The sequence below is a fragment of the Lactococcus fujiensis JCM 16395 genome (assembly GCF_002441655.1).
GTDB lineage: Bacteria > Bacillota > Bacilli > Lactobacillales > Streptococcaceae > Lactococcus > Lactococcus fujiensis.
Map to the genome: position 1 here is coordinate 196,101 of NZ_JXJU01000001.1, position 25,087 is coordinate 221,187.

26 protein-coding genes and 1 pseudogene are annotated in these 25,087 nt (G+C 35.6%); 26 read left to right on the forward strand and 1 reads right to left on the reverse strand.

Going from position 1 to position 25,087, the window contains the following annotated elements; genetic code table 11:
* Positions 1-2 precede the first annotated feature (2 nt).
* From RT41_RS00920 to RT41_RS10595, 17 genes and pseudogenes are all read left to right on the forward strand, one after another.
* Positions 3-698, forward strand: coding sequence for a CpsD/CapB family tyrosine-protein kinase (locus tag RT41_RS00920; RefSeq protein WP_096816887.1), 696 nt, complete (start codon positions 3-5; stop codon positions 696-698).
* A gap of 51 nt (positions 699-749) precedes the next feature.
* Positions 750-1,514, forward strand: a complete 765-nt coding sequence (locus RT41_RS00925) for a tyrosine-protein phosphatase (protein ID WP_096816888.1) — start codon at positions 750-752, stop codon at positions 1,512-1,514.
* 27 nt (positions 1,515-1,541) lie between these two features.
* Positions 1,542-2,225, forward strand: a complete 684-nt coding sequence (locus RT41_RS00930; RefSeq protein ID WP_096816889.1) for a sugar transferase — start codon at positions 1,542-1,544, stop codon at positions 2,223-2,225.
* Complete coding sequence (locus tag RT41_RS00935) at positions 2,225-3,391, forward strand: glycosyltransferase family protein (protein WP_054638993.1); 1,167 nt, start codon at positions 2,225-2,227, stop codon at positions 3,389-3,391. Before RT41_RS00930 ends, RT41_RS00935 begins: the two co-directional genes overlap by 1 nt.
* 26 nt (positions 3,392-3,417) lie before the next feature.
* A complete protein-coding gene (locus RT41_RS00940) occupies positions 3,418-4,560 on the forward strand; it encodes an EpsG family protein (protein WP_096816890.1) in 1,143 nt (380 codons plus the stop codon).
* A 15-nt stretch (positions 4,561-4,575) separates the two neighbouring features.
* Positions 4,576-5,484, forward strand: a complete 909-nt coding sequence (locus RT41_RS00945; RefSeq protein ID WP_096816891.1) for a glycosyltransferase family 92 protein — start codon at positions 4,576-4,578, stop codon at positions 5,482-5,484.
* 1 nt (position 5,485) lies between these two features.
* Positions 5,486-6,610 (forward strand): glycosyltransferase, encoded by a 1,125-nt coding sequence (locus RT41_RS00950; protein ID WP_096816892.1) that lies wholly within the window; start codon positions 5,486-5,488, stop codon positions 6,608-6,610.
* Between the two features lies 1 nt (position 6,611).
* Entirely contained in the window at positions 6,612-7,598 is a 987-nt protein-coding gene (locus RT41_RS00955) for a glycosyltransferase (protein WP_096816893.1), read from the forward strand.
* Positions 7,591-8,610: an alpha-1,2-fucosyltransferase gene (locus RT41_RS00960; protein ID WP_096816894.1), complete on the forward strand. Its 1,020-nt coding sequence runs from the start codon at positions 7,591-7,593 to the stop codon at positions 8,608-8,610. The genes RT41_RS00955 and RT41_RS00960 overlap by 8 nt, the downstream gene beginning before the upstream one ends.
* Positions 8,611-8,618: 8 nt before the next feature.
* Positions 8,619-9,497 carry a glycosyltransferase gene (locus RT41_RS00965; protein ID WP_143467333.1) on the forward strand — a complete coding sequence of 293 codons (879 nt, stop codon included), beginning with the start codon at positions 8,619-8,621 and terminating at the stop codon, positions 9,495-9,497.
* Positions 9,481-10,761 carry a rhamnosyltransferase WsaF family glycosyltransferase gene (locus RT41_RS00970; protein WP_054638981.1) on the forward strand — a complete coding sequence of 427 codons (1,281 nt, stop codon included), beginning with the start codon at positions 9,481-9,483 and terminating at the stop codon, positions 10,759-10,761. Before RT41_RS00965 ends, RT41_RS00970 begins: the two co-directional genes overlap by 17 nt.
* A gap of 15 nt (positions 10,762-10,776) precedes the next feature.
* Complete coding sequence (locus RT41_RS00975; protein WP_245811549.1) at positions 10,777-11,331, forward strand: acyltransferase; 555 nt, start codon at positions 10,777-10,779, stop codon at positions 11,329-11,331.
* A 64-nt stretch (positions 11,332-11,395) separates the two neighbouring features.
* Positions 11,396-12,175 (forward strand): DUF4422 domain-containing protein, encoded by a 780-nt coding sequence (locus tag RT41_RS00980; RefSeq protein WP_180752661.1) that lies wholly within the window; start codon positions 11,396-11,398, stop codon positions 12,173-12,175.
* A 73-nt stretch (positions 12,176-12,248) separates the two neighbouring features.
* Positions 12,249-12,806, forward strand: coding sequence for an oligosaccharide flippase family protein (locus RT41_RS10585; protein WP_245811550.1), 558 nt, complete (start codon positions 12,249-12,251; stop codon positions 12,804-12,806).
* Between the two features lie 119 nt (positions 12,807-12,925).
* Complete coding sequence (locus tag RT41_RS10590) at positions 12,926-14,029, forward strand: lipid II flippase MurJ (protein ID WP_245811551.1); 1,104 nt, start codon at positions 12,926-12,928, stop codon at positions 14,027-14,029.
* 223 nt (positions 14,030-14,252) lie between these two features.
* Positions 14,253-15,419: pseudogene (locus tag RT41_RS00990) on the forward strand (nucleotide sugar dehydrogenase).
* 52 nt (positions 15,420-15,471) lie between these two features.
* The gene (locus RT41_RS10595) at positions 15,472-15,702 is read left to right on the forward strand and encodes a hypothetical protein (RefSeq protein WP_054638977.1); all 231 of its coding nucleotides are present in this window, start codon (positions 15,472-15,474) and stop codon (positions 15,700-15,702) included.
* Positions 15,703-15,781: 79 nt separating this feature from the next.
* Here RT41_RS10595 and RT41_RS10315 read toward each other — a convergent pair whose 3' ends face one another.
* Positions 15,782-16,285, reverse strand: coding sequence for a hypothetical protein (locus tag RT41_RS10315; protein ID WP_143467334.1), 504 nt, complete (start codon positions 16,283-16,285; stop codon positions 15,782-15,784).
* A gap of 62 nt (positions 16,286-16,347) precedes the next feature.
* On the opposite strand from RT41_RS10315, the gene RT41_RS01000 reads away from it, so the two are divergent.
* The 9 genes from RT41_RS01000 to manA all read left to right on the forward strand — a co-directional run bounded on the left by RT41_RS01000 (position 16,348) and on the right by manA (position 24,911).
* The gene (locus RT41_RS01000) at positions 16,348-17,157 is read left to right on the forward strand and encodes a M15 family metallopeptidase (RefSeq protein ID WP_096816898.1); all 810 of its coding nucleotides are present in this window, start codon (positions 16,348-16,350) and stop codon (positions 17,155-17,157) included.
* A 190-nt stretch (positions 17,158-17,347) separates the two neighbouring features.
* Positions 17,348-17,905, forward strand: a complete 558-nt coding sequence (locus tag RT41_RS01005; protein ID WP_180752662.1) for a DUF1361 domain-containing protein — start codon at positions 17,348-17,350, stop codon at positions 17,903-17,905.
* A gap of 131 nt (positions 17,906-18,036) precedes the next feature.
* Positions 18,037-18,510, forward strand: a complete 474-nt coding sequence (rimP, locus tag RT41_RS01010) for a ribosome maturation factor RimP (RefSeq protein ID WP_096816900.1) — start codon at positions 18,037-18,039, stop codon at positions 18,508-18,510.
* A 75-nt stretch (positions 18,511-18,585) separates the two neighbouring features.
* Entirely contained in the window at positions 18,586-19,749 is a 1,164-nt protein-coding gene (gene nusA, locus RT41_RS01015; protein ID WP_096816901.1) for a transcription termination factor NusA, read from the forward strand.
* A 55-nt stretch (positions 19,750-19,804) separates the two neighbouring features.
* Positions 19,805-20,131: an RNase P modulator RnpM gene (gene rnpM / locus RT41_RS01020; protein ID WP_054638973.1), complete on the forward strand. Its 327-nt coding sequence runs from the start codon at positions 19,805-19,807 to the stop codon at positions 20,129-20,131.
* 5 nt (positions 20,132-20,136) lie between these two features.
* Positions 20,137-20,442 (forward strand): YlxQ-related RNA-binding protein, encoded by a 306-nt coding sequence (locus tag RT41_RS01025; RefSeq protein WP_096816902.1) that lies wholly within the window; start codon positions 20,137-20,139, stop codon positions 20,440-20,442.
* Positions 20,443-20,463: 21 nt separating this feature from the next.
* The gene (infB, locus tag RT41_RS01030; RefSeq protein WP_096816903.1) at positions 20,464-23,310 is read left to right on the forward strand and encodes a translation initiation factor IF-2; all 2,847 of its coding nucleotides are present in this window, start codon (positions 20,464-20,466) and stop codon (positions 23,308-23,310) included.
* Positions 23,311-23,484: 174 nt separating this feature from the next.
* A complete protein-coding gene (gene rbfA, locus RT41_RS01035) occupies positions 23,485-23,838 on the forward strand; it encodes a 30S ribosome-binding factor RbfA (RefSeq protein WP_054638971.1) in 354 nt (117 codons plus the stop codon).
* 125 nt (positions 23,839-23,963) lie between these two features.
* On the forward strand, positions 23,964-24,911 hold the full coding sequence (gene manA, locus RT41_RS01040) for a mannose-6-phosphate isomerase, class I (RefSeq protein WP_054638970.1): 948 nt from the start codon (positions 23,964-23,966) through the stop codon (positions 24,909-24,911).
* Positions 24,912-25,087 lie beyond the last annotated feature (176 nt).

A 25,087-nucleotide genomic window follows, 5' to 3' on the forward strand; every position in this document is an offset into this window, starting at 1 on the left:
ATATGTTTAAACGTCATGAAAAAATTGATAATAGTCGCTCACTGATTACAAATCTCAATCCAAAATCGCCGATTTCAGAGCAATATCGAACCATTCGGACGACACTTGACTTTAAATTGTCAGACCAAAATTTGACCAGTTTTTTAGTAACTTCCTCTGAAGCAGGTGTAGGTAAGTCAACGACCATCGCCAATCTTGCCATTACTTTTGCTCAACAAGGAAAAAAAGTCTTACTGGTCGATGCTGATTTACGTAAACCGTCGGTTCATACCACCTTCAAAATCAACAATCGGATTGGACTAACTAATGTCTTAACACATCAAATCAAGGCAAATGAAGCCTTTCAGAAAACAGATTTTTGTAAAGATTTAACGGTCATCTCCTCCGGACCAATTCCACCAAACCCTGCTGAATTATTGAGTTCAGCAGGAATGAAAAAATTTATTACAGAAATGAGTCAAGAATATGAAGTCATTTTGTTTGATACCCCTCCTTTGAATGCCGTGACAGATGCACAAATTATCAGTCGATTGGTTGGTGGTGTTGTACTAGTTGCACGTGCTTACCAAACTCGAAAAGATAACTTAATTAAAGCAAAAAAGTTGCTTGAACAGATTAATGCCAACATCTTGGGTGTTGTCATCCATGGAATAGAAACGACTGATACGAGTTATTATTACTATTACGGTGCAGAATAAGTACCATGTCGATAAATTAAATTCATTTGCGATTAAAAAAGGAGTGAAACCTTGATTGATATTCATTGTCACCTCTTACCAGGGATTGATGACGGGGCAAAAAGTCCGGAAGATACGTTGGTCATGCTGAAATCAGCTGTCACAGAGGGGATAACTACGATTGCCGTTTCGCCACACCATAACCCAGAGTATAATAATGAACGGCCATTAATATTGGAAAAAGTCAAAGAAGTCCGCAAAATCGTAAATGAAAATCATTTACCAATTGAGATTTTGCCTGGTCAAGAGGTAAGAATTTATGGTGATCTGCTTAAGGATTATGTTGCAGATAAATTGGTGACTTCGACAGACAATTCCCATTATATGCTCGTTGAATTTCCAAGTGATCATGCGCCAAGATATGCGAAGGAAATGTTTTATGAAATGAAGCTGGAAGGGCTACAGCCGGTATTAGTTCACCCAGAACGAAATACAGGAATTATTGAACAGCCGAATTTACTTTATGAATATATCGAGCAAGGGGTGCTTAGTCAAATTACAGCTTCTTCAATTACAGGTCATTTTGGCAAGAAAATACAAAAATTTTCTTTTCAGCTTATTGAGCATAATTTGACACATTTTATTGCCTCTGATGCACACAACGTTACGTCTCGGGCGTTCAAGATGAAAGAAGCATTTGAGCAAATCAGAGATGAATTCGATACAGAATTGGCAATTTATTATGAGGATAATGCAGAAGCTGTCATTGCTGACAAGATGATTTATCCACAGCCAGCAAGTTCGCTTAAAATAAAAAAGTTTTTAGGAATATTTTAAAAAAGAATAGAAGGGGAGGATAGTGACATGCAAACAGAGGAACAATATTTAAGCATTTTAAAATCAAAGAATCTTGTCCCCTTCAAAGCTTTTTCTAAATCAGAACGGCTCGTAAAACGGAGCATTGACCTCATTGGAGGAACGTTTGGTCTCATGTTGTTTTGCATCGCCTTTTTACTTCTTTTTATCCCCTACCATTTGGATAAAGGAAAAGATGACGGACCCATGCTCTATCGTCAAAAACGGTATGGAAATGAAGGGCATATTTTTTACATATGGAAATTTAGAACGATGATCAATGGTGCAGAGCACTATTTTGATAAGCATCTTGATATTGGAAAAGTTTATCATGAAAATGGGAATAAATTAGAACACGATCCAAGGCTCACTAAAATTGGTGGTTTTATTCGACATTATTCCATTGACGAATTACCACAATTCATCAATGTCCTCCACGGAGAAATGAGCCTTGTTGGTCCAAGACCCATTTTGTTGTTTGAAGATGTCGAATATGGCAACCGGTTGCCATATCTTTTAATGTGTAAGCCAGGAATAACCGGCTATTGGACGACCCATGGCAGAAGTAAAGTCCTTTTTCCAGAACGTGCCGACCTCGAACTCTTTTACATCCAAAAACTTAGCACCAGCTTTGACTTGAAGCTTATTGGTGAAACGATTTTTCAGATTATTCAGGGAAAGGACGCTTTTTGATGACGAAAGATAAGAAGGCGTTTTTAATCCACTACGATGGCTATTATGACTTACGCTTGAAATTTGTTGAAGAAAATCTAACTAAAAATGGATACGATGTTTCACTAATATTTTCAGACTTTGATCACTTTTCAAAATCACGAAAGTCATATATGAATAAGAATTTGAAATTAATCCATGTCCCTAGCTACAACAAAAACATTTCTGTAAAACGTATTTTTTCTTATCTATCATTTACACACCAAGTATTAAAAATGATTAATGAAGAGAAGCCAAACCTTATTTATGCCATCATTCCCCCAAATACATTGGTCAAAAGTTTAGCAGCTTATAAAATAAAGGATAAAAATGTACAGCTTATCTTTGACATTTTTGACTTGTACCCTGAACAAATGCCAAGGTTATCTCATTCAATTTTGGCGGACCAATGGAAAAAATTGCGTAACAATTACCTGGGTAGTGCAGACTTTGTACTTTTGGAGTGTAAGTATTATCAAAATATTCTTAAAGCTCATCTTTTAGAAAATCAAAACGCCGTTTTATATTTAAACAAACCGATGATTAAAGAACACTATCAATTTGAATGGAATGAAAACCTGATAAATTTTGCTTATTTAGGTTCAATTAATCATCACATTGACATGAATAAACTATGTCTCCTGCTTGAAAAGATAAACCAGCTCAAACCAGTCTTGCTCCATATTATTGGTGATGGCGAGAATACAGATGTTTTGATGAGGCAACTTCAAGAAGCCAACATTGCTTACGTCAATTACGGAAAACTATTTGATTTCGAGAAGAAAAAACAGATTCTTCAAAAATGTCAATACGGCTTAAATATTTACCGAGAAAACCTTGGAATCGGACTAACGATGAAATCTATTGACTATTTTCAGATTGGTCTTCCATTTATCAATTGTGGAATTTATGACACAGGTGCCATATTTCTTAGTCGACAAGATTCTTTAATTCATTTATTTGAGGTTGAAACGGAGCAAGATATGAACCTTTTAGCCGATCGAATTTCTACAATCAATAAAGAAGAGTGGTTCCGACTTCATGAGGAAATTTCAGATATATTTATAGATAATTTTTCTGATGAGAGATATCAAATTCAATTAGAAAATATTATGGAAAAGATTACCGATGGTTTTATTAAAGTGTAATAAATTGACTGTCAAGAGGAGTGGGGATGTTCCCTTATATTATTTGTTTTGCATTTGCTTTATTTTTTTCAGCACTGTCAGAAAAATATTATCGGCTAAAGAATAAATTTGTTTACCTTTTTTTTGCCTCGGCTGCTGTGCTTTCAATGTCAATTCTAGCAGGGATAAGGGACTTAAATATTGGAGGTGATTTGTCTGTTTATGGTATTAAAGTATTTACAGAAGCCTATTCATCCTTGAATATTAGCCAACTTTTTACATTAGAACCCTCTACAGAGTTTGGATATTTGACACTGAATTACTTAATTTCAAGAATCACGTCGAATATGAATGTTTTTCTTTTTATTTTTGGATTATTAACTTACGGGATTACTTATATTGCATTGGTTAACTTCAGAAAATATAGTAATGTCACGCTTTCATTATTTACATATTTAATGTTATTTTATGAGTTAACGTTCAACCTCCTCAGACAAGGATTTGCTTGCACTCTAGTTTTTTTCGCTATCTCATTATATTTAAAAGGTAAAAAAAAGCTATGCCTCATGCTATTAATACTCTCAGTTACATTTCATGCGACGGCAATTTTGGGATTTGTTGTGTTGTTCATTGTCGTGTGGTTGCAAAAGGAGCCTCACCATTTAAAAACCAAGTTAATAATCATTTTTTTATTTTTATTCGTTATGATTACGGTATTTTCCCCAATGATTATTGAATTTTTGATAAATAATAATCTTATAGCAGACAAATATACAGTCTACACAATGAATCAGTCAGGTAATACTTTGGGTGGAATTAGTATCACAAACTTATACCGTTTAATCTTCATTGTCCCTTTTATTCTTATGTGGCATAAGATAGAGAATAATAAAGTACTTATCTTTTTATTTATGACTGCCATGATTGACTTTCTATTTCTATTTATTGGAGGGACAGCCGGACAAGTAATGGTTCGATTAGCCTATTTTTTCTCGTGGTTTAATATCATTGGCTATTTAGCGCCCATACGTATTATCTCTGATCGATCAAGCCGTAATGTCTGGAAAATAATCTTGATTTTTACCTTATGTATTGTCTTTATTAATGTTACTTTAAAAGCAAATACCAATATTCCAGATAGTGCTGCTTATTATCCCTACACTTCAACGCTATTGAATATTCGTAAGTAAATCGGAGTTAAATAAATGTTACAAAAAGTCAAAGCAAGTGTTAAAAAAATTATTTTTTTTGACCTTCATCGTTGGATAAACTCTAAAAACTTAGCAAAGAAAACCCCCAGTGATTTCAAAAATTATTTATCAGCCGCTTTAATGATAAAAAATGAAGCTGAGTATCTTCCAGAATGGTTAGAATATCACCTATTAGTGGGAGTTGATAAATTTTATATTTATGATAATGATTCAACAGATCGATTGAAAGATGTCTTGAGACCCTACATTGAAGCAGGAATTGCTGAATATATTTATTATCCCAAAAAACAAAGTCAGACCTACATGTGCAATGATGCAATTAAAAAAGCTCAAGATGAGACCTACTGGCTTGCGATCATTGATACAGATGAATTTATCGTACCAAAAAATGGACTCAAAATTAGCGAAATTTTGAAAAATTATGAATCATACCCTGGGGTTGAACTAAACTGGTTGCTTTATGGCGACAGTGGGCAGACTAAAAAAACGGAAGGCTTAATTATTGAACGTTTTACGCACCATGCCAAATTAGATGAACCTCGTAATCGACATGTCAAAACAATAAGTAACCCTCGCAAGGTCGCATACATCCCTAGCCCGCATAATGCAGTCTATTTCAATAAGCAACGGAGTGTGAATACAGCTAAAGTTGAAAACAAGCTTCCTTTTTTGAAGCGAGTGGCTTGTTTTGACCAAATGTATATTGCGCACTACTTTACGAGGAGCCGTGAGGAATACTTTAAACGAAGAAAACAAGGCCCTGCAACTCAGGGAGCAAATTTATATGGAAGTGAAGAAATATACCGTCTGCAAAATAAAAATGACATCGAAGATTTGATAATGGAAAAATATGTTTCAATAATCAAGACAAACATCGCACTCAGAATGGACAATAATAAATGAAATGAAAAAGATAGTATTAATTAGCTCTTTTTATTATCCCACTGTACTAGGCGGCAGTGAATTAACTACAAAAGATAGGGGGGAAGTTCTCCAGCAACTTGGTTATGATGTCACAGTAATTACAACAAAAGAAAAAGCTCAAAATGTAACAAATGAAATAATCAATGGCGTAAAGATAATCAGATTACCAGTAAAATCAATTTACTGGTCAGGAGATAAAAAAATTCATACGCCACTTCAAAAACTAATCAAAAAAATTTATGAAATCTATTCCCATCAGCCATTGCACGATATTGAAAAAATGATCCATGAAATAGAACCGGATTTGATTATTATGCATAGTATCTGCATGGGATTTGGAACTGCAATTTATGAGCTAGCTAAAAACTATCGAGTGATTCAAATTCTACATGATAATCAGGTCATGAATCCAACTTGGAATAAATACTTCAATTTTATTTTTGCTAGGATAAATCGAAAGCGATCAAAATTAATTAAAGAAATTAGTCCTGTTTCCGTATTTCTTGGAGAAGATTATCAAAATGCAGGCTTTTTCCCTAATGCGGAAGTAAATCCCATATTTAATGTGGTCAATGCCCCAGCACTTGCCAAGAAAGAAGAGAAACCAAGAGGTAGGAAATTAAAAATTGGCTTTTTTGGAACATTAGCAAGACATAAAGGAATTTATGAATTTATAGATTCTATCTCACTATGTCCAGAGATTATTGAAAAGGTTTATATCGTTGGTGAAGATATCGAAGGTATCCGTTCAAAACATCAAACTGATTTAATCCTATTTACAGGAAAAGTAGCACTTGACGAAGTATACAAGCTAATGTCAGAAGTTGACGTCATCGTTATGCCCTCAATATTCAAAGAACCCTTTGGACGGGTCATTATCGAAGCTTACCGTGAACGTGCAATAGTGATAAGTTCAAATCGAGGAGAGTTGCCCAACCTAAATATTGACAAAAATCTCATTCTTGAGGAGATCACTGCTGAAGAGATCGCATCAAAAATCAACTTGGTCTATTCCAATGATTATTCCTTAGGGAAATATGAGATTTACTCTAATCAATTTAAAGATAACCGTGACTTAGCCATTCAAGCTATAGAGAGAGAATAAATTGAAAAAAGTTGGAATTCTATTAGCAACTTACAGACCAAATGATCGCTATTTAATAGAATTGTTGAAAAGTATCAATAACCAAACTTACAAAAATATTGAACTCTTTGTTTGTGATGATTCTGCGAGTCCTGAAATTAGTTCTCATATTTTAGATATGCTAAATAAATTCATAAGAAAGTTTCATTTTGAATTTGACAAGAACGAAGTTAATGAAGGATCTAATAAAACATTTGAAAAGTTAACCCAACAATCAAACGCAGATTATCTGGCCTTTTGTGATCAAGATGATATTTGGGAAATTGATAAAATTGAACATTTAGTAAAGACGATTGAAATCCAAAAGGCAGTCCTCTGCTATAGTGACCTATCGGTGATTAATTCCGATAACAAGCTTATCTTTTCAAGTTTTAGAAAGATAAAAAAGAGGGCTGTTCCGATTTTTGGAGATGACTGTTTTAAGTATTTATTATCTCGTAGTTCAGTGACAGGATGCACAATACTTGTGAAAAGTAAAATTGCATGTGAAGCGCTACCTTTTTTTGACGGTTTTAACGTTCACGATCAGTGGTTGGCATTTTATGCGTCCTCCAAAGGAAGAATTGCTTATGTTGCTCTCCCTTTGGTTCGTTATAGGATACACAAGGGAAATCAAATTGGCGCGAACATTTTTGACGGAATTACTTCAAAGAAAGATTATATCAAAAACAGACTAGCAAAAGAAGTACAGAAATGTGATGGATTGTTGATTAATTATCATTTTACAAAAGCGCAGATAGCAACAATCAAAGATTATCAATTTCAGATAGTAAACAGAATGAATTTCATGAACAAGCGATCTCTTAAGGGGGGCATAAATATGATTGAGATTATTAAAGAAGACCCTGAACTCATTATCTTTGAATTCTTGATTGGGATTGCTCCAAATAAAATAAATGAGATGATTTTTAAGAAGTTACACCATAGAAGAATCGGAAAAAATGACTAAAAAAATAATCGTCCGTGTGGTTGGACGTTTAGGCAATCAAATGTATCGATATTGTTTTGCTAGAATTTTACAAGAGGAGGTTAAAGGAGAACTTTTTCTTGACTTTTTTGATGTAGAAAAGCATCCAGATGCACCCTTTGATGGTTGGGTTGATCAATTAGAAAAATTCAATACACGATATACAAAAATTCACAATTCTTCATATTCAAAAGTAGAACGAATAAAAAAAAGATTTTTCCCACCAAAAGGTTTGGACATAAAACAACAAATTTTATATTTTTTTCATCGATGTATTATTGAAATAATATATGGAAAATATGATAATCTGTCATTCAATGAACTTCCGACAACATGGAAAAGATATGCAGAATATTTGTCCAAAAATGGCCTCAATATTTTTCCAAAAACGACAGGTACGAAGATATTCCCGACAAAAAAAGAGACCATTTATCTTGACAGTCATTTTGGCAATGCATCCTATTTTACAAACTACAATGTTTGGTTGAATGAAGATTTTGTGAACCCGTTATGCATTAGAGATAATAACATTTCATTTTATCAAACAATATTAAATACCGAAAGTGTTTGCGTGACGATTCGGAGAGGCGATTTTTTATCAAAAGATTATAAAGATTCGTTTTTCGAGTGTGGGGATCGTTACTTTGCCGAGGGAATAAAAATGATAAAAGAAAAAATTGAACACCCTGTATTTTTCTTTTTTTCAGATGATTTAGACTATGCCTCCACGTTTGCTCAGCATACTCTGAGGGATAATGAAATTTATTTTATTGAGCAATCGGACAACTCGGTTGTTGAAAAAGTAACTTTGATGAGTTCCTGTAAACACTTTATTATTTCGAACTCCACCTTTTCATGGTGGGTTCAATATTTAGGGAACAGTTCAAATAAAATCGTTGTAGCGCCAGAACATTGGTATGTTCATCGAATACAAAGCCACGCTCTAATTGAAGAGGAATCTTGGATTAGAGTACCTGACAAATTTTTAGATTGAGTGATGACTTGAAAAAGATTGGAATTGTTATCTTAAATTATATGGTCTACCAAGACACCATTGATTGTGTGAAATCAATCCTACAGCAGACATATAAAAAATTTGAGATTGTTATAGTAGATAATTGTTCACCCAATGAGTCCTTTAAAAGACTTACAAATGAATTTCTTATTGCAAATAATATCATCGTATTGAAAACGAATGAGAACGTCGGCTTTGCTAGAGGAAACAATATCGGAATAGAATACCTCATGAAAAAAGGGATTTTTGATGTCTTAGTCATTAACGGTGATACAATAATCAACCAGAAGAATTATCTTGAAAAACTCGACAACCTTTCTCTAGAAAAGAACTGTGGTGTGATTGGAACGAAGATTTTATCAGCTGATGGTTATAATCAGAATCCCATTAAAAGAGCAATTTTATCAATGGCAGACGTCAATAACATGATAATCCACCATCTAAAGTATTATTTATTTATCTTTTTTTTCGGGAATTCACTAACCTTTAAATTCCTAAATCGAAAAAGGGAAAAGCCAGACATTGTTATTCAGAAGTCGCATATTTTAAATCTTGAAGAAGAGATGTTACACGGAGCGGCCTTATTTTTTACAAAACAATATTTGGAAAAAATCAAAGGGTTTTATCCAGAAACTTTTTTATATATGGAAGAAGACTGCTTGGCCGCTATTTGTCAGAGTTTAAATATAAATCAAATGTACGTGGATGAACTGGAAATATACCACAAAGAAAGTGCATCGAGTAAAATGATTTACAAAAGCAACAGCAGAAAAATAGTTTTGAAAAAAATAAGATTTGAATTGAAAAGTTCACAAGTATATAAGGAATTATTGATGAAAATTAAACAAAATGAAAGCATTTGTTGAAGGCAAAATATTGAAAAAGATTCCATTGCATTTAGGTCATCGGATTGAACACCGGATAAAGAAAAATATTTATCTTTATGATCCTCAAAAATTTGATGCTCTTAAAAAAATAAATTTTTATAAATCTTCAGACAGTTCACATAAAATAAGAATAAATTTACTCATCAATAACATCAATAAAAATCAGATGTATGGTGGTATTAAAACGGCATTAGATCTCTTTGATCAGGTTGTTAATGAATTAAATGGAGATGCGAGAATTATCATTCAGGCTCCATTGACTCAAGAAACGATTGACCAGTATGCAGGCTGGGAAGTTGACGAGCTAGAAAATGAACATCCCGCTCATCGATTATTAACATCACTTGCATGGAAAAATGGCGAGCAAAGGAAAATTGATGTCAAAGCAGAAGATATTTTTATGACGACCTACTGGAGTACACATTATTGTGTTGCTGATGTCTTGAATTATCAAAAGGAAGTCTTTGGTGTAGAAAATAAAATAATCTATCTGATACAAGATTTTGAACCTAGTTTCTCGGCTTGGTCAGATAATTACTTGCTCTGCGAGTCCACTTATCATACACCAAATACTTTTGCAATTATTAATTCATCTGAATTAGCACATTACTTACATCGACTTGGCTATCATTTTTATCATGAATCAGTCTTTTTTCCTCGACTTACACCAGAAATTGCTCAAGCGCTCAATCAGGATAAACATGTGAAAAAGAAGAAACAAATTCTATTTTACGGTCGTCCTAATTTTTCAAGAAATTGTTTTCCGTTAATAATTGAAGCAATCAACCACTTTCAAAAAGAGCATAGGGATCTAGCTAAGGAGTGGCAATTCATTTCAATTGGAAGTTCATTAAAAAAGAAGGTTCGCTTATATGACGGTTCCCTACTAGAGACAAAAGGGAAGATGCCACTGGCTGACTATGCCAACTTATTAAAAGAAAGTTCAGTAGGAATTTCACTTATGTGTTCACCTCATCCAAGTTATCCTCCTCTTGAAATGGCTGCTGCTAACCTTATTACCATTACAAATCAATTTGTAGACAAGGACATGCGGGAATTTAGTAATCATATTATTTCGTTGGATTATGTGACAATCGAAAATCTCTCGGGTACAATTTACTCAGCAATTTCTGTTTCTGAAGAAACAGATTTTAAAAATAATATTAATCCAGCATTCTTTGACAATAAGAATCAGTTTAATGAAATTTTGCAAGAGATAAAAGCAGAATTCCTTCACCGTTAAAATGGAAAAATCAAAGTGAAAAAAATATTTAATGTCATAACTAAGATAAAAAAAAATAGAATTAAAAAAAGATTTGGGCGTACAGGTGACAATTTCGATATCGCCACCGATATTGCCTTGATTGGTGGTCAATATATTAGCGTTGGAAATAATTTTCTTTGTGGTGCCCGGAGTACAATTGGTGCTTGGGATACCTACGCTAGTCAAAAATATACACCCGAAATTCTTATTGGAGATAATGTCAGAATAAACTCTGATCTTTATATTACAGCAATCAATCGAATAACAATCGGGAATAATGTTTTATTAGGTCGAAATATCCTTATTACTGATAATAGTCATGGAAGTGGAACGGAACAAGATTTTCAAGTTGCTCCTTCGCTGAGAAAATTATGTTCTAAAGGGGAGGTTCATATTGAAGATAATGTGTGGATTGGAAATAATGCCGTTGTTTTACCAAATGTTACTATAGGAGAATCAAGTATTATTGGTGCTAATTCTGTGGTTACAAAGAATATCCCACCAAAAAGCGTTGCAGTAGGGAATCCAGCACACATAGTGGTGAAGTAGAGACATAAAATTTTAGTTACCACTTAATGAGAGAATATGAATCTCAATGGAAGAGAGTGTTCGAATGGATACAAAAAAGATAAGATCAAAGATTTTTGTTGTAGGGTTTGATAAATTCCCTTTGATTGAATTTTCAAAAGATAAATTTTACCGTCGACTGATTGTTGGAAATCATATTGATAGAGTAATTGGTACAAATGATTATCGTGATGATATTGGTGATAACATTAGTGCCAAGAATAAATATTATTCGGAGCTAACAGCTACCTATTGGATTTGGAAAAATAAAGATTTAGAGATTTATGGACTTTGTCATTATCGTCGATTTTTTAGAGTCAAACATCATTTATTGAAAAGAAATGAGGCGATTACAATCCTTTCAAAGCATCAAGTAATTGTTTCTGAAAAAACATTCATTTCAAAAAATATCGCTGACGCACAGGCAGACGGGTTGGGGAGAGAACCGATTAAATTGATTAGAGAAATAATCAAGACAAAATCCCCGCGCTATTTGGAGGGATATGATGAAGTAATGTCAAGCTCTGAGTTGCATCCTAGAAATATGTTTGTTATGAAAAAGGAACTTTTTTTTGACTATTGTGATTTTGTATTTGGGATTCTTGAGGAAGCTGAACCTTTATTAGAGTACCACACTAACATAATAAAAAATGGTGTTGAAGACCAACGTGTATTAGGTTATTTAGCAGAGCCATTGTTAGATACATGGATTTCGACAAATAAGATAAACTTTTATGAGTTGCCACTGAGACAAAGGGAGATGGGGGCGATTAAATTTTTTAGGTGGCTTGTTTCCAATCTTTTGGCTAAAATGCATCTCAAATAAGTTAGGAATATAAGGCAATAGTATAACATTGGGGAATATTGGTGAAAATTAAGGTGTAAAGAAAGGATTAATTGTGAGACTCTTTAAAAATTACCTCTTAAATAGCTCTTATCAGATTTTGTTAATTTTGCTGCCCTTGATTACTGCACCTTACCTCTCAAGAGTTCTGGGTGCGAGTGGGGTGGGCATAAATGCATTTACCAACTCTGTTGTATTTTATTTTTCATTATTTTCAATTCTTGGAACCTTTACTTATGGAAATCGGGAAATTGCATATTATCAAAATGATAAGAAAAAGCGAAGTGAAATATTCTGGGGAATAAACTTCCTGAGCTGGATGATAGCTGGAATTACGTACATCGTCTTTTTAATATTTATTTCGATGACTCAACGTTATCAGGCCTATTATTTATGGCAAAGTCTTATCATCCTCGCAAATCTTTTCGATATTTCTTGGTATTTCATGGGGATGGAAAAGTTTAAGATTACAGTAACCCGAAATCTAATATTTAAAATTTTAACGGTTATCGCTATTTTTATCTTTGTTCGAGATCAAAATGATTTGATCAGATATATTGCAATTGCTGGAATCGGAAGCCTGTTAAGCAGCCTTTCTCTCTGGCCCTATTGAAGTCGGAAGTTTATCTTCCTAACTTTAAAAAATTGAATTTAAAGCATCATTTATATTATACAATCTGGCTGTTCTTACCAACTATTGCTAGCTCGATATACTCTGTCGCAAATAGAACGATGATTGGTTTGTTTGATTCAGTTATCCATGCTGGTTTTTTTAGTCAGTCAGATCAAATGATTAAGATGTGTCTTTCCTTAGTTGGTAGTATCGGTACGGTCATGCTTCCCCGAGTAGCAAGCATGCATTCACAAGGCAATCAGTCAGCTGTGGAAACTTCAATTATTAAGGCCTTTAATATCGCTTCAGGTCTTTCATTTGCGCTTTTTTTTGGAATTCTAGGAATAAGTTTAAAATTTGCTTCCTTCTTTTTTGGGAATTCATTTTCGATGGTTGGATATATTATGCTCATTGAAGCACCAGTTATCATTTTTATTTCGTGGAGTAGCGTTTTAGGGACAATGTACCTTTTACCACTTAATAGAATGAAAGTTTACACACTCTCTGTGGGAATGGGAGCAATTGTAAGTATCGTCCTTAATTTTGTTCTCATTCCAGCATTGGGTGTCTATGGTGCGACAATTTCAACTGTAATCGCTGAAATCACTGTTGTTGCGTATCAATACTGGGAGATAAGAAAAGAATTTCCATTATTCACGCTGACTTCGGGAATCTGGAAATACTTCCTTTCGGGTCTAATCATGTTCATCGTGGTTTTTTGGATGAATCAAACATTCAAGATGACGACCTTGCAGCTTATGCTACAGATTTTGGTTGGGGGCTTCATTTATGTGGCACTTAACATCCTCTTGAAAACACAACTTTGGGAGATGGCTTTCAATTTATGGCACCAAAAAAAGAATCAAAAGGTGTCTAAAATGACGAATGACGAGTTGCGTTTGCTCATTCCCAATATCCAAAGTCAATTTGTCAAAGAATTTCGAATCGTAAAGAAAACGAGGGAAAGTCAACGCGACTTTATAAGGAATATCGATAAATTAGAAGAAAGCCTTGACTTGATTTCGAAAAACCCGGCCTTTGTCAGAGCTAATGCAATAGTGCTAGCTGTGCAATTGAGAGAGTTATCAGCTGTTTTCGAAAGTGGCAGTAAATGGATGAATTCGAATCAATCTTATCAACTTGTCAAATTTTCAAAATTTTTGCGAACACTAGCCAATAAAATAGAACGCTTTCAACACAGAACGTCACACTGGATGATGTAACCCACATTTTGAAAGCTGAGTTTGGAGAGTGAAAGCAGAATCCTGCCATTAAACAATTAATAAATGAAATTTTACAAAAAAAGCAAATAAATAAGAATAAAACTGTCTGATCACTTAACTTTCATTCACATTTTTGATATAATTTAGTAATCAAAAAAATACAATATTACTAAATTGCTTTAGCAGCATTGCTAAGTTAAAGTAAATTTGTCAGAGTGAAAAAATGAAAATCGCAGTCGTTGGGACAGGTTATGTCGGCTTGTCTATTTCAGTGCTTTTGGCACAACATCATGAAGTCGTTGCTTTGGATATTATTCCAGAGAAGGTGGCTTTGATTAATTCGAAGCAGTCGCCCATTGTTGATAAGGAGATTGAATCTTTTTTAGCGAGTAAAGAATTGAATTTACTTGCGACGACGAATACGTCACAAGCACTAACTGGAGCTGACTTTGTGGTGGTAGCAACTCCAACAAATTATGATGATGTTAAAAATTAATTTAATACCGATTCAGTTGAGGCGGTAATTGAAGAAGTATTGACCTATTGCCCGGAGGCAATGATTGTCATCAAATCAACTATTCCGGTCGGCTTTGTGGAAAAAATGCGTGCCAAAGATAATGTCGAGAACATTATCTTTTCTCCTGAGTTTTTGCGTGAGGGAAGGGCATTGTATGATAACCTTTATCCTTCTCGGATTGTCGTTGGGGAGCAATCCGAAAGCGCAACACAATTTGCGAATCTCTTGTTGGAGGGCGCAATCAAAACAGATGTGCCTGTCCTTTTCACAAATCACACTGAGGCCGAAGCCATTAAGCTTTTTTCAAACACTTATTTGGCTTTACGTGTGGCTTATTTTAATGAGCTGGATACCTATGCCGAAATTCGTGGTTTAAATACAAAGCAAATCATTGACGGGGTTGGCCTAGATCCACGTATCGGGACTCATTATAATAATCCTTCATTTGGTTATGGGGGCTATTGTTTGCCAAAAGACACAAAACAACTTTTGGCTAATTATGATCAAGTTCCTGAAAACTTGATCGAAGCAATTGTTGCATCTAATCGGACCCGCAAAGATCACATTGCGGATATGATTATCAAACGTCAACCCAAAGTTGTGGGGATTTATCGCTTGACGATGAAGTCGAATTCTGATAACTTTAGATCAAGTTCCATTCAAGGCATAATGAAACGGATCAAAGGTAAGGGGATTGAAGTAGTTGTTTATGAGCCAACGCTCAATAAAGCATGTTTTTACAATTCTCGTGTTGTACATAATATAGATGAATTCAAATCACTTTCTGATGTGATTGTTTCAAATCGCTATGCCGCAGAACTAGAAGATGTTAAAAACAAAGTTTACACGAGAGATCTATTTGGTCGTGACTAAACGAATACTTGGAAGTTAATTTGCAATGTAGAAGGAAGAAGAAAACAAATATGTGGGACATTATGGTGTCCATCTTGATTTTATTGCCATTGTAGGCGGCCTTGCGGGGTTTATTCCTGCCGATAATAATACAACGACAAACAGTTCTGATCAACCTACAAAAACATCAGCTTCAAACGAGTACGTCGAACAAAAAGGTGAAGAAGCAGCTACAGGAAGGATGTCGCTAGTCGATGATGCGGTTTACCGGAGTGGGTCAACGTTCCTTCAACAGAAAAGTTAGATAAATTTACTAATTTATCGACAAATAATATCACTATTTATCGAATTAATAACCCAGACGTTTTAAAAACAGTGACCAATTATAGAAGGCCAGTCCAGCCTATCTTATTCACATCAACTTGGACAACTTTATTAACGGATACGTTGAGTAATTCTTTGACCATTTGAAGAATGCCATCATTTCTATTCGTATTGTATACTCCAGTGATGGTTTTTTGATTGGGTATTAGTGCAAAGACAGGAAAATTCATAAATGTGGTTTGTTTTGTTGTCGCATTGGTAGATGCTAGAACAGCAGCATAACAAACGTTTTTTGGATTATTGGTTCCAGTTTCGATGAGCAATGTAGTGAAAGGCTCAGATTTTTTAAAATCAACGCTGGTCGTTTGAGGGACATTCATGTATGAATTCGAAAAAGTTGAATCCACCGTCCGATATACGGAAAAAACAGCAGCTCCTAAAACAAGGAGGAGTAAAACAAAGAGACTTAAAAATTCTTTAAGGGCAGCAAACTTTTTTATGTCGATGATGTGTTTTTTTCTTCGAAGACGATTGATAAACTTTAGGACCAATAATTTATTCATGTTTTAGATAAAATGAGTTTGTGCTATAATAAGATTACTAAAACTGAAAAAATAAGGATCTAATGAGAAAAAATAAGAAAAGTTATTTCATCATAGCCGTCCTGTTTGTTTTATTGGTGCTTGTCATTTTCTTAGGGGTGAATAATAATCGTCGCCAACTCGAGAAAGCAACCAAGGAAAGTTTAAATGATACTGCCTTATCTACCAAAAAGTCAACTCACCAAAAAAAAGAATCGATTTCTTCCAGCTCAACGAATCGATCGGTAGAAGCAAGCAATTTGCCCGATGCTCATCAATCGGACTGGAATTTAATTCTTGTTAATAAATGGAACAAACGAGCAGAATTGAATCCTCCATTAACGCTGGTCGGGGGAAAAGAAGTGAATAGCAAGATTGCGTCTGATGTTGCTGCCTTTTTAGAAGCGGCTCAGAAGATTGACCCTGCTGAACACTTGATCTCGGGTTATCGCTCTGTGACATATCAGAAACAACTCTACAATAATTATGTGGCTCAAGAAATGGCGGGACAAGGGACGGTCAATCGGACTGGTAAAGCTATTTCAGAAGCTCAGGCTGTTTTGAATGTGAATACCTATTCGATGCCACCAGGCATGTCAGAGCATAACACAGGCTTAGCGATAGACATGAGTACCATAGACAGTTTGAACGATTCTAATCCAGAAGTCGTTGCCAAAATAATGGCAATCGCTCCTAATTATGGCTTTGTCTTACATTTTCAAAAAGGAATGTCGGCTTCTACAGGAGTAGATTATGAAGATTGGCACTATCGATATGTTGGTGTTGAAAATGCGAAGTATATGATGGCTCATCATTTATCACTTGAGGAATATGTGGCTTTATTGCCGAAGTAAAAAAGAAGTCAGTCGACTTCTTTTTTTAATCGCTCGCTTTTAAATGTGTTATAATTTGTCCATGTTGAATACAAGAAAATTTTGGACTTTACAGATTTTTTTCCTAATATTTTGCCTTTTTTGTATGTTTTTATCTGTACTTAACTATGGTAAAATTACCCTTCATATTTCTATTAATATTTCGATGAGTATGGCTTGGAACGTATTTTTGGCCCTCATTGCTTATGATTTTTCATATTTAGCAATAAATTCAGGTCGGCGGTTGATTCAAGGGATTGCTGGCTTTTTTTGGCTGATTTTTTATCCAAATACTTTTTATGTTTTGACTGACGCAAAGCATTTTGCAGATTGGTTTGACCTGTCAAAACTTAAATCCTTTTCTAATTTACGAACGATTCTTGACTTTAATGTTTTGATTTTTGGAATCATTTTCGGTGTCATCTTAGGTGCCTGGTCCATTCAATTGATTTTGCATCATTTTGTAAAAAACAATTATTTAAAAGCAGTTTTGCTTTTTGTTATTTCTTTTTTGAGTTCGATTGGTATTTTTGTTGGACGTTCTGAAGCATTACGTTTGAATTCGTGGGACTTAGTTTTTCATCCTTGGGAAACGCTAATGTTGATTATTCATTCGATAAGTGCAAGTAACATGGGCTTTTTCTTAACATTTACCTTCTGTCAATTGGCATTAATAGCATTGTTTTATTTGGCCCCACATTTGGGAGACTGGAATAGAAGGGGCGAGTGAGAAAATATCTCGCCGTGATAAGGATTATGACTTGACAAAAATTGAACTTGTGGTATAATAGTTTTAAATAATTAGTAGAAAGGAGCGTCTGAGAGGACGCTCCTTCTCTGTGCTTTGGAAAGGAGAAAGATATGTCAGATATTACAGAAGTCGTTGAAAATTTCGTTCTACCACATTTACCTGAACCTTTTGTCTTACATGCGGTTGAATGGGAAAAATTTGGTGGTGACATGGTTCTACGTATTTTAGTTGATAAGCCAGGAGGCATCACGATTGATGAAACTGGAGAATTAAGTGAGGTTATATCGCCTCTACTTGATACGATGCAACCAGATCCGTTTCCTAAAGAAGGCTACATGCTTGAAGTATCAAGCCCTGGAGCTGAACGTCCGCTGAAAAAAGCAGCACATTTTGAAGAAGCAATTGGAGAATTTGTTCTTGTTAAACTTTATCAAAAAGTTAATGGTGAGAAAGAATATACAGGTGATTTAATTGCATTTGATGGGAAGAAATTGACTTTAGACGTCTTGGATAAGACACGCCACAAGACAATTGAAATTCCATTAGAGTTGATTTCAAAAGCTCAAACTTTAGTTAAATTCTAAATTTGGCTGTTGTCATCAAAAATTGAGATAAATGTAAATAAAAATTAATTTTCTAAGAAGAAAGAGAGATATAAAATGAGCAAAGAAATGCTGAACGCCTTTGCAATGTTGGAAGAAGAAAAAAGGATTAAGCCTGAAATTGTGATTGATGCAATTGAGCAAGCGATCACAGCTGCTTACAAACGCCAATACGGTCAAGCACAAAATGTAAAAGTTATTTTCGATGAAAAAAAAGGAAACTTCAACGTATATTCAACACGTGAAGTTGTTGATGAAGTTTTTGATAGTCGTTTAGAAATTTCACTTGATGATGCCTTGGAACTTAATCCTCACTATGAAATTGGCGACAAAATCATGTTTGAAGAAAAACCTAAAGATTTTGCTCGTACAGCCGCTGGTGCAGCAAAGCAAGTCATCATGCAAAAAATGCGTGAAGAAGAACGGACTATTATTTACAATGAATATTCTCGTTACAAAGATGAGATCATTCAAGGGACCGTTGAAAAGATTGATAATCGTGCGGTTTATGTTAATCTTGGTCGTGTCGATGCCTTATTGACGAAGAAAGATCAAATCGCTCAAGAACGTTATCACGTTGGTGACCGTGTGAAAGTTTACGTTACTGATGTCATTTTGACACCAAAAGGGACCCGTGTTTTCATTTCACGTACGGTTCCAAATATGTTGAAACGCATGTTTGAAAAAGAAATTCCTGAAGTATTTGATGGAACTGTTGAAATCAAATCTATTGCGCGCGATGCAGGTGATCGTGCCAAAGTGATTGTTCAATCACACGATGACAACGTCGATGCAATTGGAACAATGGTTGGGAGTAAAGGTGCCCGTATTCAAGGCATCATCCGTGAGCTTGCTGGCGAAAAAATGGACATCATTGAATATTCTTCTGATAAAGCCACATTGATTGCGAATGCTTTAAAACCAGCTAAAATTGAACAAGTTTTAATTACGGCTGATGGTGCTGCACTTGCTGTTGTTGCCAAAGACCAACTTTCACTTGCCATTGGTAAACGTGGTCAAAATGTTCGACTTGCGGCTCATGTAACGAACAGTAAAATCGACATCAAGTCAGCAGATGAATTTAACCTTGATGATTATGAATTTATCACTGATGACGAAGAAACAGTAGCTGAAGCCATTGAAACGACAGAAGTTTCAGATGAAGTTGTTGAAGAACAAGTTGAAACGGATGATGTTGTCGCTGTGGATAGTGAAGACTGACCATGATTTTGGCAGCTAAATCGTCTAAGAAGTGCCAAAAATGTGAGGATTTTAGATGAAACAGAAAAAAATTCCGATGCGAAAGTCAGTGGTCTCCGGAGACCAATTTCCAAAACGCGACCTCTTAAGAATTGCATATACCAAAGAAGGTGAGATTTCGATTGATCCTGTTGGAAAAGCACACGGGCGAGGCGCTTATCTCGCTTTGTTGAATTCTGAGGCAGAATTAGCTAAAAAGAAACGTGTCTTTGATCGTGCCTTTCAAACTAAAATTAGTGATTCCTTTTATGATGAGCTGATTGAATATGTGGCGCACCAAGTTGCACGTCGTGAACTTTCACAAACCACTTATTCGGCAGAGGTATTACCTGATTATGACTAAAACACATGGATAAAAAACAACAATTATTTAATTTGATGGGACTTGCGAAACGGGCTAAGAAAACTATTACTGGTGAAGACTTAGTTACGAAAGCCATTCAAAATGGTCAAGCTAAATTGGTCATTTTGGCAAATGATGCCTCTTCAAATTTGATGAAAAAAATGACTGATAAATCAAGTTTTTATGAGGTTAACATTTGCTTAATCTTCTCAGAAAACGAACTATCGCAAGCAATTGGGCAACAACGTAAAGTGATTGCTATTGCTGACGATGGATTTGCAAAGAAAATGGAGAGCCTCATGACTGAATGATATGAACAAAGGAGGACAAAATTGTCTGATAAAAAACGTATTAATCAAATTGCTAAAGAAACAGGAATGTCAAATTTAGACCTTGTGAACGCAGCACAAGGACTTGGATTGGATGTGAAGTCTCATTCAAGCTCAGTGTCTGATGATGACGCAAAGAAAATTATTGCGAAAGTGAAAGCTGGCGGTGTCGAAACGACTCAAGCCCCAACTCAAACTCCGGCCCCTAAGAAAAAAGTGAAAAAAGAAAGCCCAGCACCTGCGCGTACTTTCGGCGGTAAGGCTATTGTAGAAGACCCAGCAATTTTAGCACGTATAAAAGCCAAAGAAGAGGCTGATAAAGCCGCGAAAGTTGCAAAAGCAGCGAAAGCTGAAAATGTTGAGAAAGTACAAGTTACACCTGCTCCCAAAAAAGTTGTTGAGCAAGCAAAACCTGTACAAAATGAACAACATCAATCAACTCCAGCAAAACCTGTTCATCATGAGCCAGTGAAAAAAGCTGTTGCTGAAGAAAAAAATGAAAAGAGTGAATCAAACATCGTAGCAAAAACGGATCCTGCGAAAAACGACAAACCAAAATTTGGAAAAAAACCAAGAATCCAAATTAAAGTCGTTAAACGTGCAGAAGATATCAAAAAAGAGGCCGAAGCAGCAGCGGATAAACGTCGTGCTGAACATAAACCATTCGACCGAAATCGTAACCAAGATCGTCGTAATGGTGGAGCGAACCAAGATCGTCGTCGTCCGCAAAATAAAGATGGTCAAAATCATTTTGATAAGAAACGTCCTCAAGGTCAAGGGAATAATAACCAAGGCAATAATCAAGGACATAATAAATTTGATAAACCAGTAACAAGTTCAGAAGTATTTACAGTTCCTGCTAATGGTAAAACAAATCGTCGTGACCGTGATAAAAAACGTGGTGAACACGATAAGATAAGTGACGGCCGTCGCCAAGGCGGACCACTCCACGTTAATGATAACCGGAACCAAGTCCGGAATGCACGTAATTCAAACTGGAATAATGGAAACAGACATGGTGGACGTCGCAATAACAATAACCACAACCAACAAGTATTACCACAAACTCAACGTAAATTCCATGAATTACCAGAAAGTCTTGAATATCAGGTTGGCATGAATGTTCAAGACATTGCTAAAGCAATAAAACGCGAACCAGCAGAAATTATCAAAAAACTCTTTATGATGGGTACAATGGTCAATCAAAACCAATCCCTCGATGAAGAAACAATTGAATTGATTTTGATGGATTACGGTATTGAAGCAGTTAAAAAAGTCGAAGAAGATAAAACTGATATCGAACGTTTATTCGTTGAAGAGGGTTATCTTAATGAAGAAAATATGGTTGAGCGTCCACCAGTTGTTACAATCATGGGTCACGTTGACCATGGTAAGACAACATTGCTTGACCACTTACGTAATTCTCATGTCACAGAAGGTGAAGCAGGCGGAATCACTCAGGCCATTGGTGCTTATCAAATTATGGCTAAAGGCAAGAAGATTACTTTCCTTGATACGCCAGGGCATGAAGCTTTCACAAGTATGCGTGCACGTGGTGCATCTGTAACGGACATTACAATTCTTGTTGTTGCAGCTGATGACGGTGTAATGCCACAAACAATCGAGGCAATTGATCATTCCAAAGCAGCTAATGTCCCTATTATCGTTGCAGTAAATAAGATTGATAAACCAGGTGCTAACCCAGCACGTGTCATGCAAGAATTGGCTGAACACGGTGTTATCTCAACTGCTTGGGGTGGCGAGTCTGAATTTGTTGAAATTTCGGCTAAATTTGACAAGAACCTTGATGAACTTTTGGAAACTGTGCTTTTGGTTGCAGAAGTTCAAGAGCTTAAAGCCGATCCTACGGTTCGCGCAATTGGTACTGTTATTGAAGCCCGACTTGACCAAGGTAAAGGGGCTATCGCAACACTCTTGGTTCAACAAGGAACTTTACACGTTCAAGATCCAATCGTTGTTGGTAATACCTATGGACGTGTTCGTACAATGGTTAATGAACGTGGTCGTCGTATGAAAGAAGCACTACCTTCAACGCCAGTTGAATTGACTGGTTTGAATGAAATGCCTCAAGCAGGTGATCATTTCGCTGTCTTTGAAGATGAAAAAGCGGCCCGTGCAGCAGGTGAAGAACGTGCTAAACGTGCACAACTTGAAAAACGTAAATCAACTCGTCGTGTGAGTCTTGATAACCTCTTTGATACGCTTAAAGAAGGACAAGTTAAGACTGTCAATATTATTATCAAAGCTGATGTCCAAGGTTCTGCTGAAGCACTTGCAGCATCGCTCCAAAAAATTGATGTTGAAGGTGTTAAAGTTGATATTGTTCACGCGGCAGCTGGTGCGATTTCTGAATCTGATGTCGCTTTAGCTGAAGCTTCAAATGCGATCATTGTTGGTTTCAATGTTCGTCCAACAGGAATTGCACGTGAACAAGCTGAACGCGCCGATGTTGATATTCGTCTCCACAGCATTATCTATAAAGTTATTGAAGAAGTTGAAACTGCAATGCGCGGTATGCTTGATCCAGAATTCAAAGAAGAAGTTATTGGTGAAGCAATTGTTCGTGAGGTATTCACAGTTTCTAAAGTTGGAACAATCGCTGGTTTCCTTGTTACTCGTGGTAAGGTTATGCGTGATGCAAGTATTCGTGTGATCCGTGAAGGGGTTGTTTTGTTTGACGGATCAATTGCGAGTCTTAAACATTACAAAGATGATGTTAAAGAAGTCGGTAATGCACAAGAAGGTGGTTTGATGGCAGAAGGTTACAATGATATTGCCATTGATGATACCATTGAAGTTTACAAAATGGTTGAAATTGAACGTAAATAATTGAAGCAATCGTCTAAGATAATATTATTAATTATTTATCGGGTCAAGAATGCACTCTACTTATTATAGAAGAAATTAATTTCTCTATTTTAGTAATTATGTTAGTGTGCTCTTAATATGCCCAGGGACAAGTGACGATTTGTAAAAATGAAAACTTTGAGAAAGGAAAAAATTATGGGAAATTCATTTAGAAGTGACCGTGTAGCTGTTGAAATCCAACGTGAAATCAATGATATTTTACGTAACAAAGTTCGTGATCCTCGTGTTCAAGACGTCAATATTACTGACGTTAAAGTGACAGGTGATTTGAGTCAAGCAACTGTCTATTATAGTCTTTTGTCGGAACTTGCATCGGACAATGAGAAGGCGAGTGCAGCTTTGAAAAAAGCGACAGGACTCTTTAAGAGTGAACTCGCAAAACGGATGTCGATTTTCCGTATTCCTGAATTGACCTTTGAGAAAGATCAATCGGTTGAATATGGTTCAAAAATTGATGAATTATTACGAGGATTGAATCAATCAAATTAATAATGAAAGGGTCTTATTCAAATGAATAAGGCTTTTTTATTAGGTTTGATTTGTCCTTTCATCAATGGAATGAAAGTTATTTTAATGGTATAATTAAATTATCAATTTATATGAAGAGGTCCAAAATGAAGGAACCATTGTTTTTAGAATCTGTATTACAAGAAAAGATTTGGGGCGGCGACCATTTAAAAGCCTACGGGTATGATTTACCAAGTGATAAAGTGGGCGAATATTGGGCTATTTCTGCTCATCCACACGGTCGTTCAAAAATTGCAAACGGAGAATTTGCAGGTCAAACGCTTGATCAGTTGTATGCGGATCATCGTGAACTTTTTGGAGACAGTAAAGAAGAAGTTTTCCCATTATTGACTAAGATTTTAGACGCCAATGATTGGCTATCTGTACAAGTACATCCTGATAATGAGTACGGTAAAAAGCATGAGGGTGAACTTGGGAAAACGGAATGTTGGTATATTATCTCAGCAGAACCAGGTGCTGAAATTATCTACGGTCATACGGCCAAATCTCGTGAAGAATTAGCTGAAATGATTCACGAGGGAAAATGGGATGACTTGCTCACAAAAGTACCCGTTAAGGCTGGAGAATTTTATCATGTTCCTTCAGGAACAATGCATGCCATTGGTGCTGGAATTGTAATTTTGGAAACACAACAATCCTCTGATACGACTTATCGTGTTTATGATTTTGACCGTCGCGATAGTGAGGGGAATCTTCGTGAACTTCACATTCAACAATCGATTGACGTCCTTACCATTCCGGGGGATAAGTTACCAGACAACAAAACTCTGAGCGAAAAATTTAATGGTGCTGAAATTACGACTTTGGTCAAATCAGAATTCTTCGACGTATACAAATGGGTAATCACTGATCGTCATGAGTTTACAAAGACTGGTTTATATACTTTAGTCTCTGTACTCGAAGGAGAAGGGACTCTGACGATTGATGGGATAGACTTTCCCATTGATAAGGGAAATCACTTTATTTTGCCAAGCACAATTGATAAGTGGACAATTTCTGGTCAACTTGAACTTATTGCCAGTAACCCTGAATAAATAACGTGAGAAAAATTCTTGTCTAGTGGCAATGTGTGCTACTTTACTGCATTTTCTTCTTGTCTGTGAAGGCCTATGGAGTGGTCAGTAAGACAAGATTTTTTGTTGTCATATTTAATTCTTGCAAATTAATAATTTTGTGATATAATTTGATACATGAAATGATTTGCAGTGTA

What these genes read in the sequence shown, in the direction of transcription:
- RT41_RS00920 (WP_096816887.1), top strand. Translation starts at nt 3, where the DNA reads ATGTTTAAACGTCATGAAAAAATTGATAATAGTCGCTCACTGATTACA.
- RT41_RS00930 (WP_096816889.1), top strand. Translation starts at nt 1,542, where the DNA reads ATGCAAACAGAGGAACAATATTTAAGCATTTTAAAATCAAAGAATCTT.
- RT41_RS00935 (WP_054638993.1), top strand. Translation starts at nt 2,225, where the DNA reads ATGACGAAAGATAAGAAGGCGTTTTTAATCCACTACGATGGCTATTAT.
- RT41_RS00940 (WP_096816890.1), top strand. Translation starts at nt 3,418, where the DNA reads ATGTTCCCTTATATTATTTGTTTTGCATTTGCTTTATTTTTTTCAGCA.
- RT41_RS00945 (WP_096816891.1), top strand. Translation starts at nt 4,576, where the DNA reads ATGTTACAAAAAGTCAAAGCAAGTGTTAAAAAAATTATTTTTTTTGAC.
- RT41_RS00950 (WP_096816892.1), top strand. Translation starts at nt 5,486, where the DNA reads ATGAAAAAGATAGTATTAATTAGCTCTTTTTATTATCCCACTGTACTA.
- RT41_RS00960 (WP_096816894.1), top strand. Translation starts at nt 7,591, where the DNA reads ATGACTAAAAAAATAATCGTCCGTGTGGTTGGACGTTTAGGCAATCAA.
- RT41_RS00970 (WP_054638981.1), top strand. Translation starts at nt 9,481, where the DNA reads ATGAAAGCATTTGTTGAAGGCAAAATATTGAAAAAGATTCCATTGCAT.
- RT41_RS00980 (WP_180752661.1), top strand. Translation starts at nt 11,396, where the DNA reads ATGGATACAAAAAAGATAAGATCAAAGATTTTTGTTGTAGGGTTTGAT.
- RT41_RS10590 (WP_245811551.1), top strand. Translation starts at nt 12,926, where the DNA reads ATGATTGGTTTGTTTGATTCAGTTATCCATGCTGGTTTTTTTAGTCAG.
- RT41_RS10315 (WP_143467334.1), bottom strand. Translation starts at nt 16,285, where the DNA reads ATGAATAAATTATTGGTCCTAAAGTTTATCAATCGTCTTCGAAGAAAA.
- RT41_RS01000 (WP_096816898.1), top strand. Translation starts at nt 16,348, where the DNA reads ATGAGAAAAAATAAGAAAAGTTATTTCATCATAGCCGTCCTGTTTGTT.
- RT41_RS01005 (WP_180752662.1), top strand. Translation starts at nt 17,348, where the DNA reads ATGGCTTGGAACGTATTTTTGGCCCTCATTGCTTATGATTTTTCATAT.
- rimP (WP_096816900.1), top strand. Translation starts at nt 18,037, where the DNA reads ATGTCAGATATTACAGAAGTCGTTGAAAATTTCGTTCTACCACATTTA.
- nusA (WP_096816901.1), top strand. Translation starts at nt 18,586, where the DNA reads ATGAGCAAAGAAATGCTGAACGCCTTTGCAATGTTGGAAGAAGAAAAA.
- rnpM (WP_054638973.1), top strand. Translation starts at nt 19,805, where the DNA reads ATGAAACAGAAAAAAATTCCGATGCGAAAGTCAGTGGTCTCCGGAGAC.
- RT41_RS01025 (WP_096816902.1), top strand. Translation starts at nt 20,137, where the DNA reads ATGGATAAAAAACAACAATTATTTAATTTGATGGGACTTGCGAAACGG.
- rbfA (WP_054638971.1), top strand. Translation starts at nt 23,485, where the DNA reads ATGGGAAATTCATTTAGAAGTGACCGTGTAGCTGTTGAAATCCAACGT.
- manA (WP_054638970.1), top strand. Translation starts at nt 23,964, where the DNA reads ATGAAGGAACCATTGTTTTTAGAATCTGTATTACAAGAAAAGATTTGG.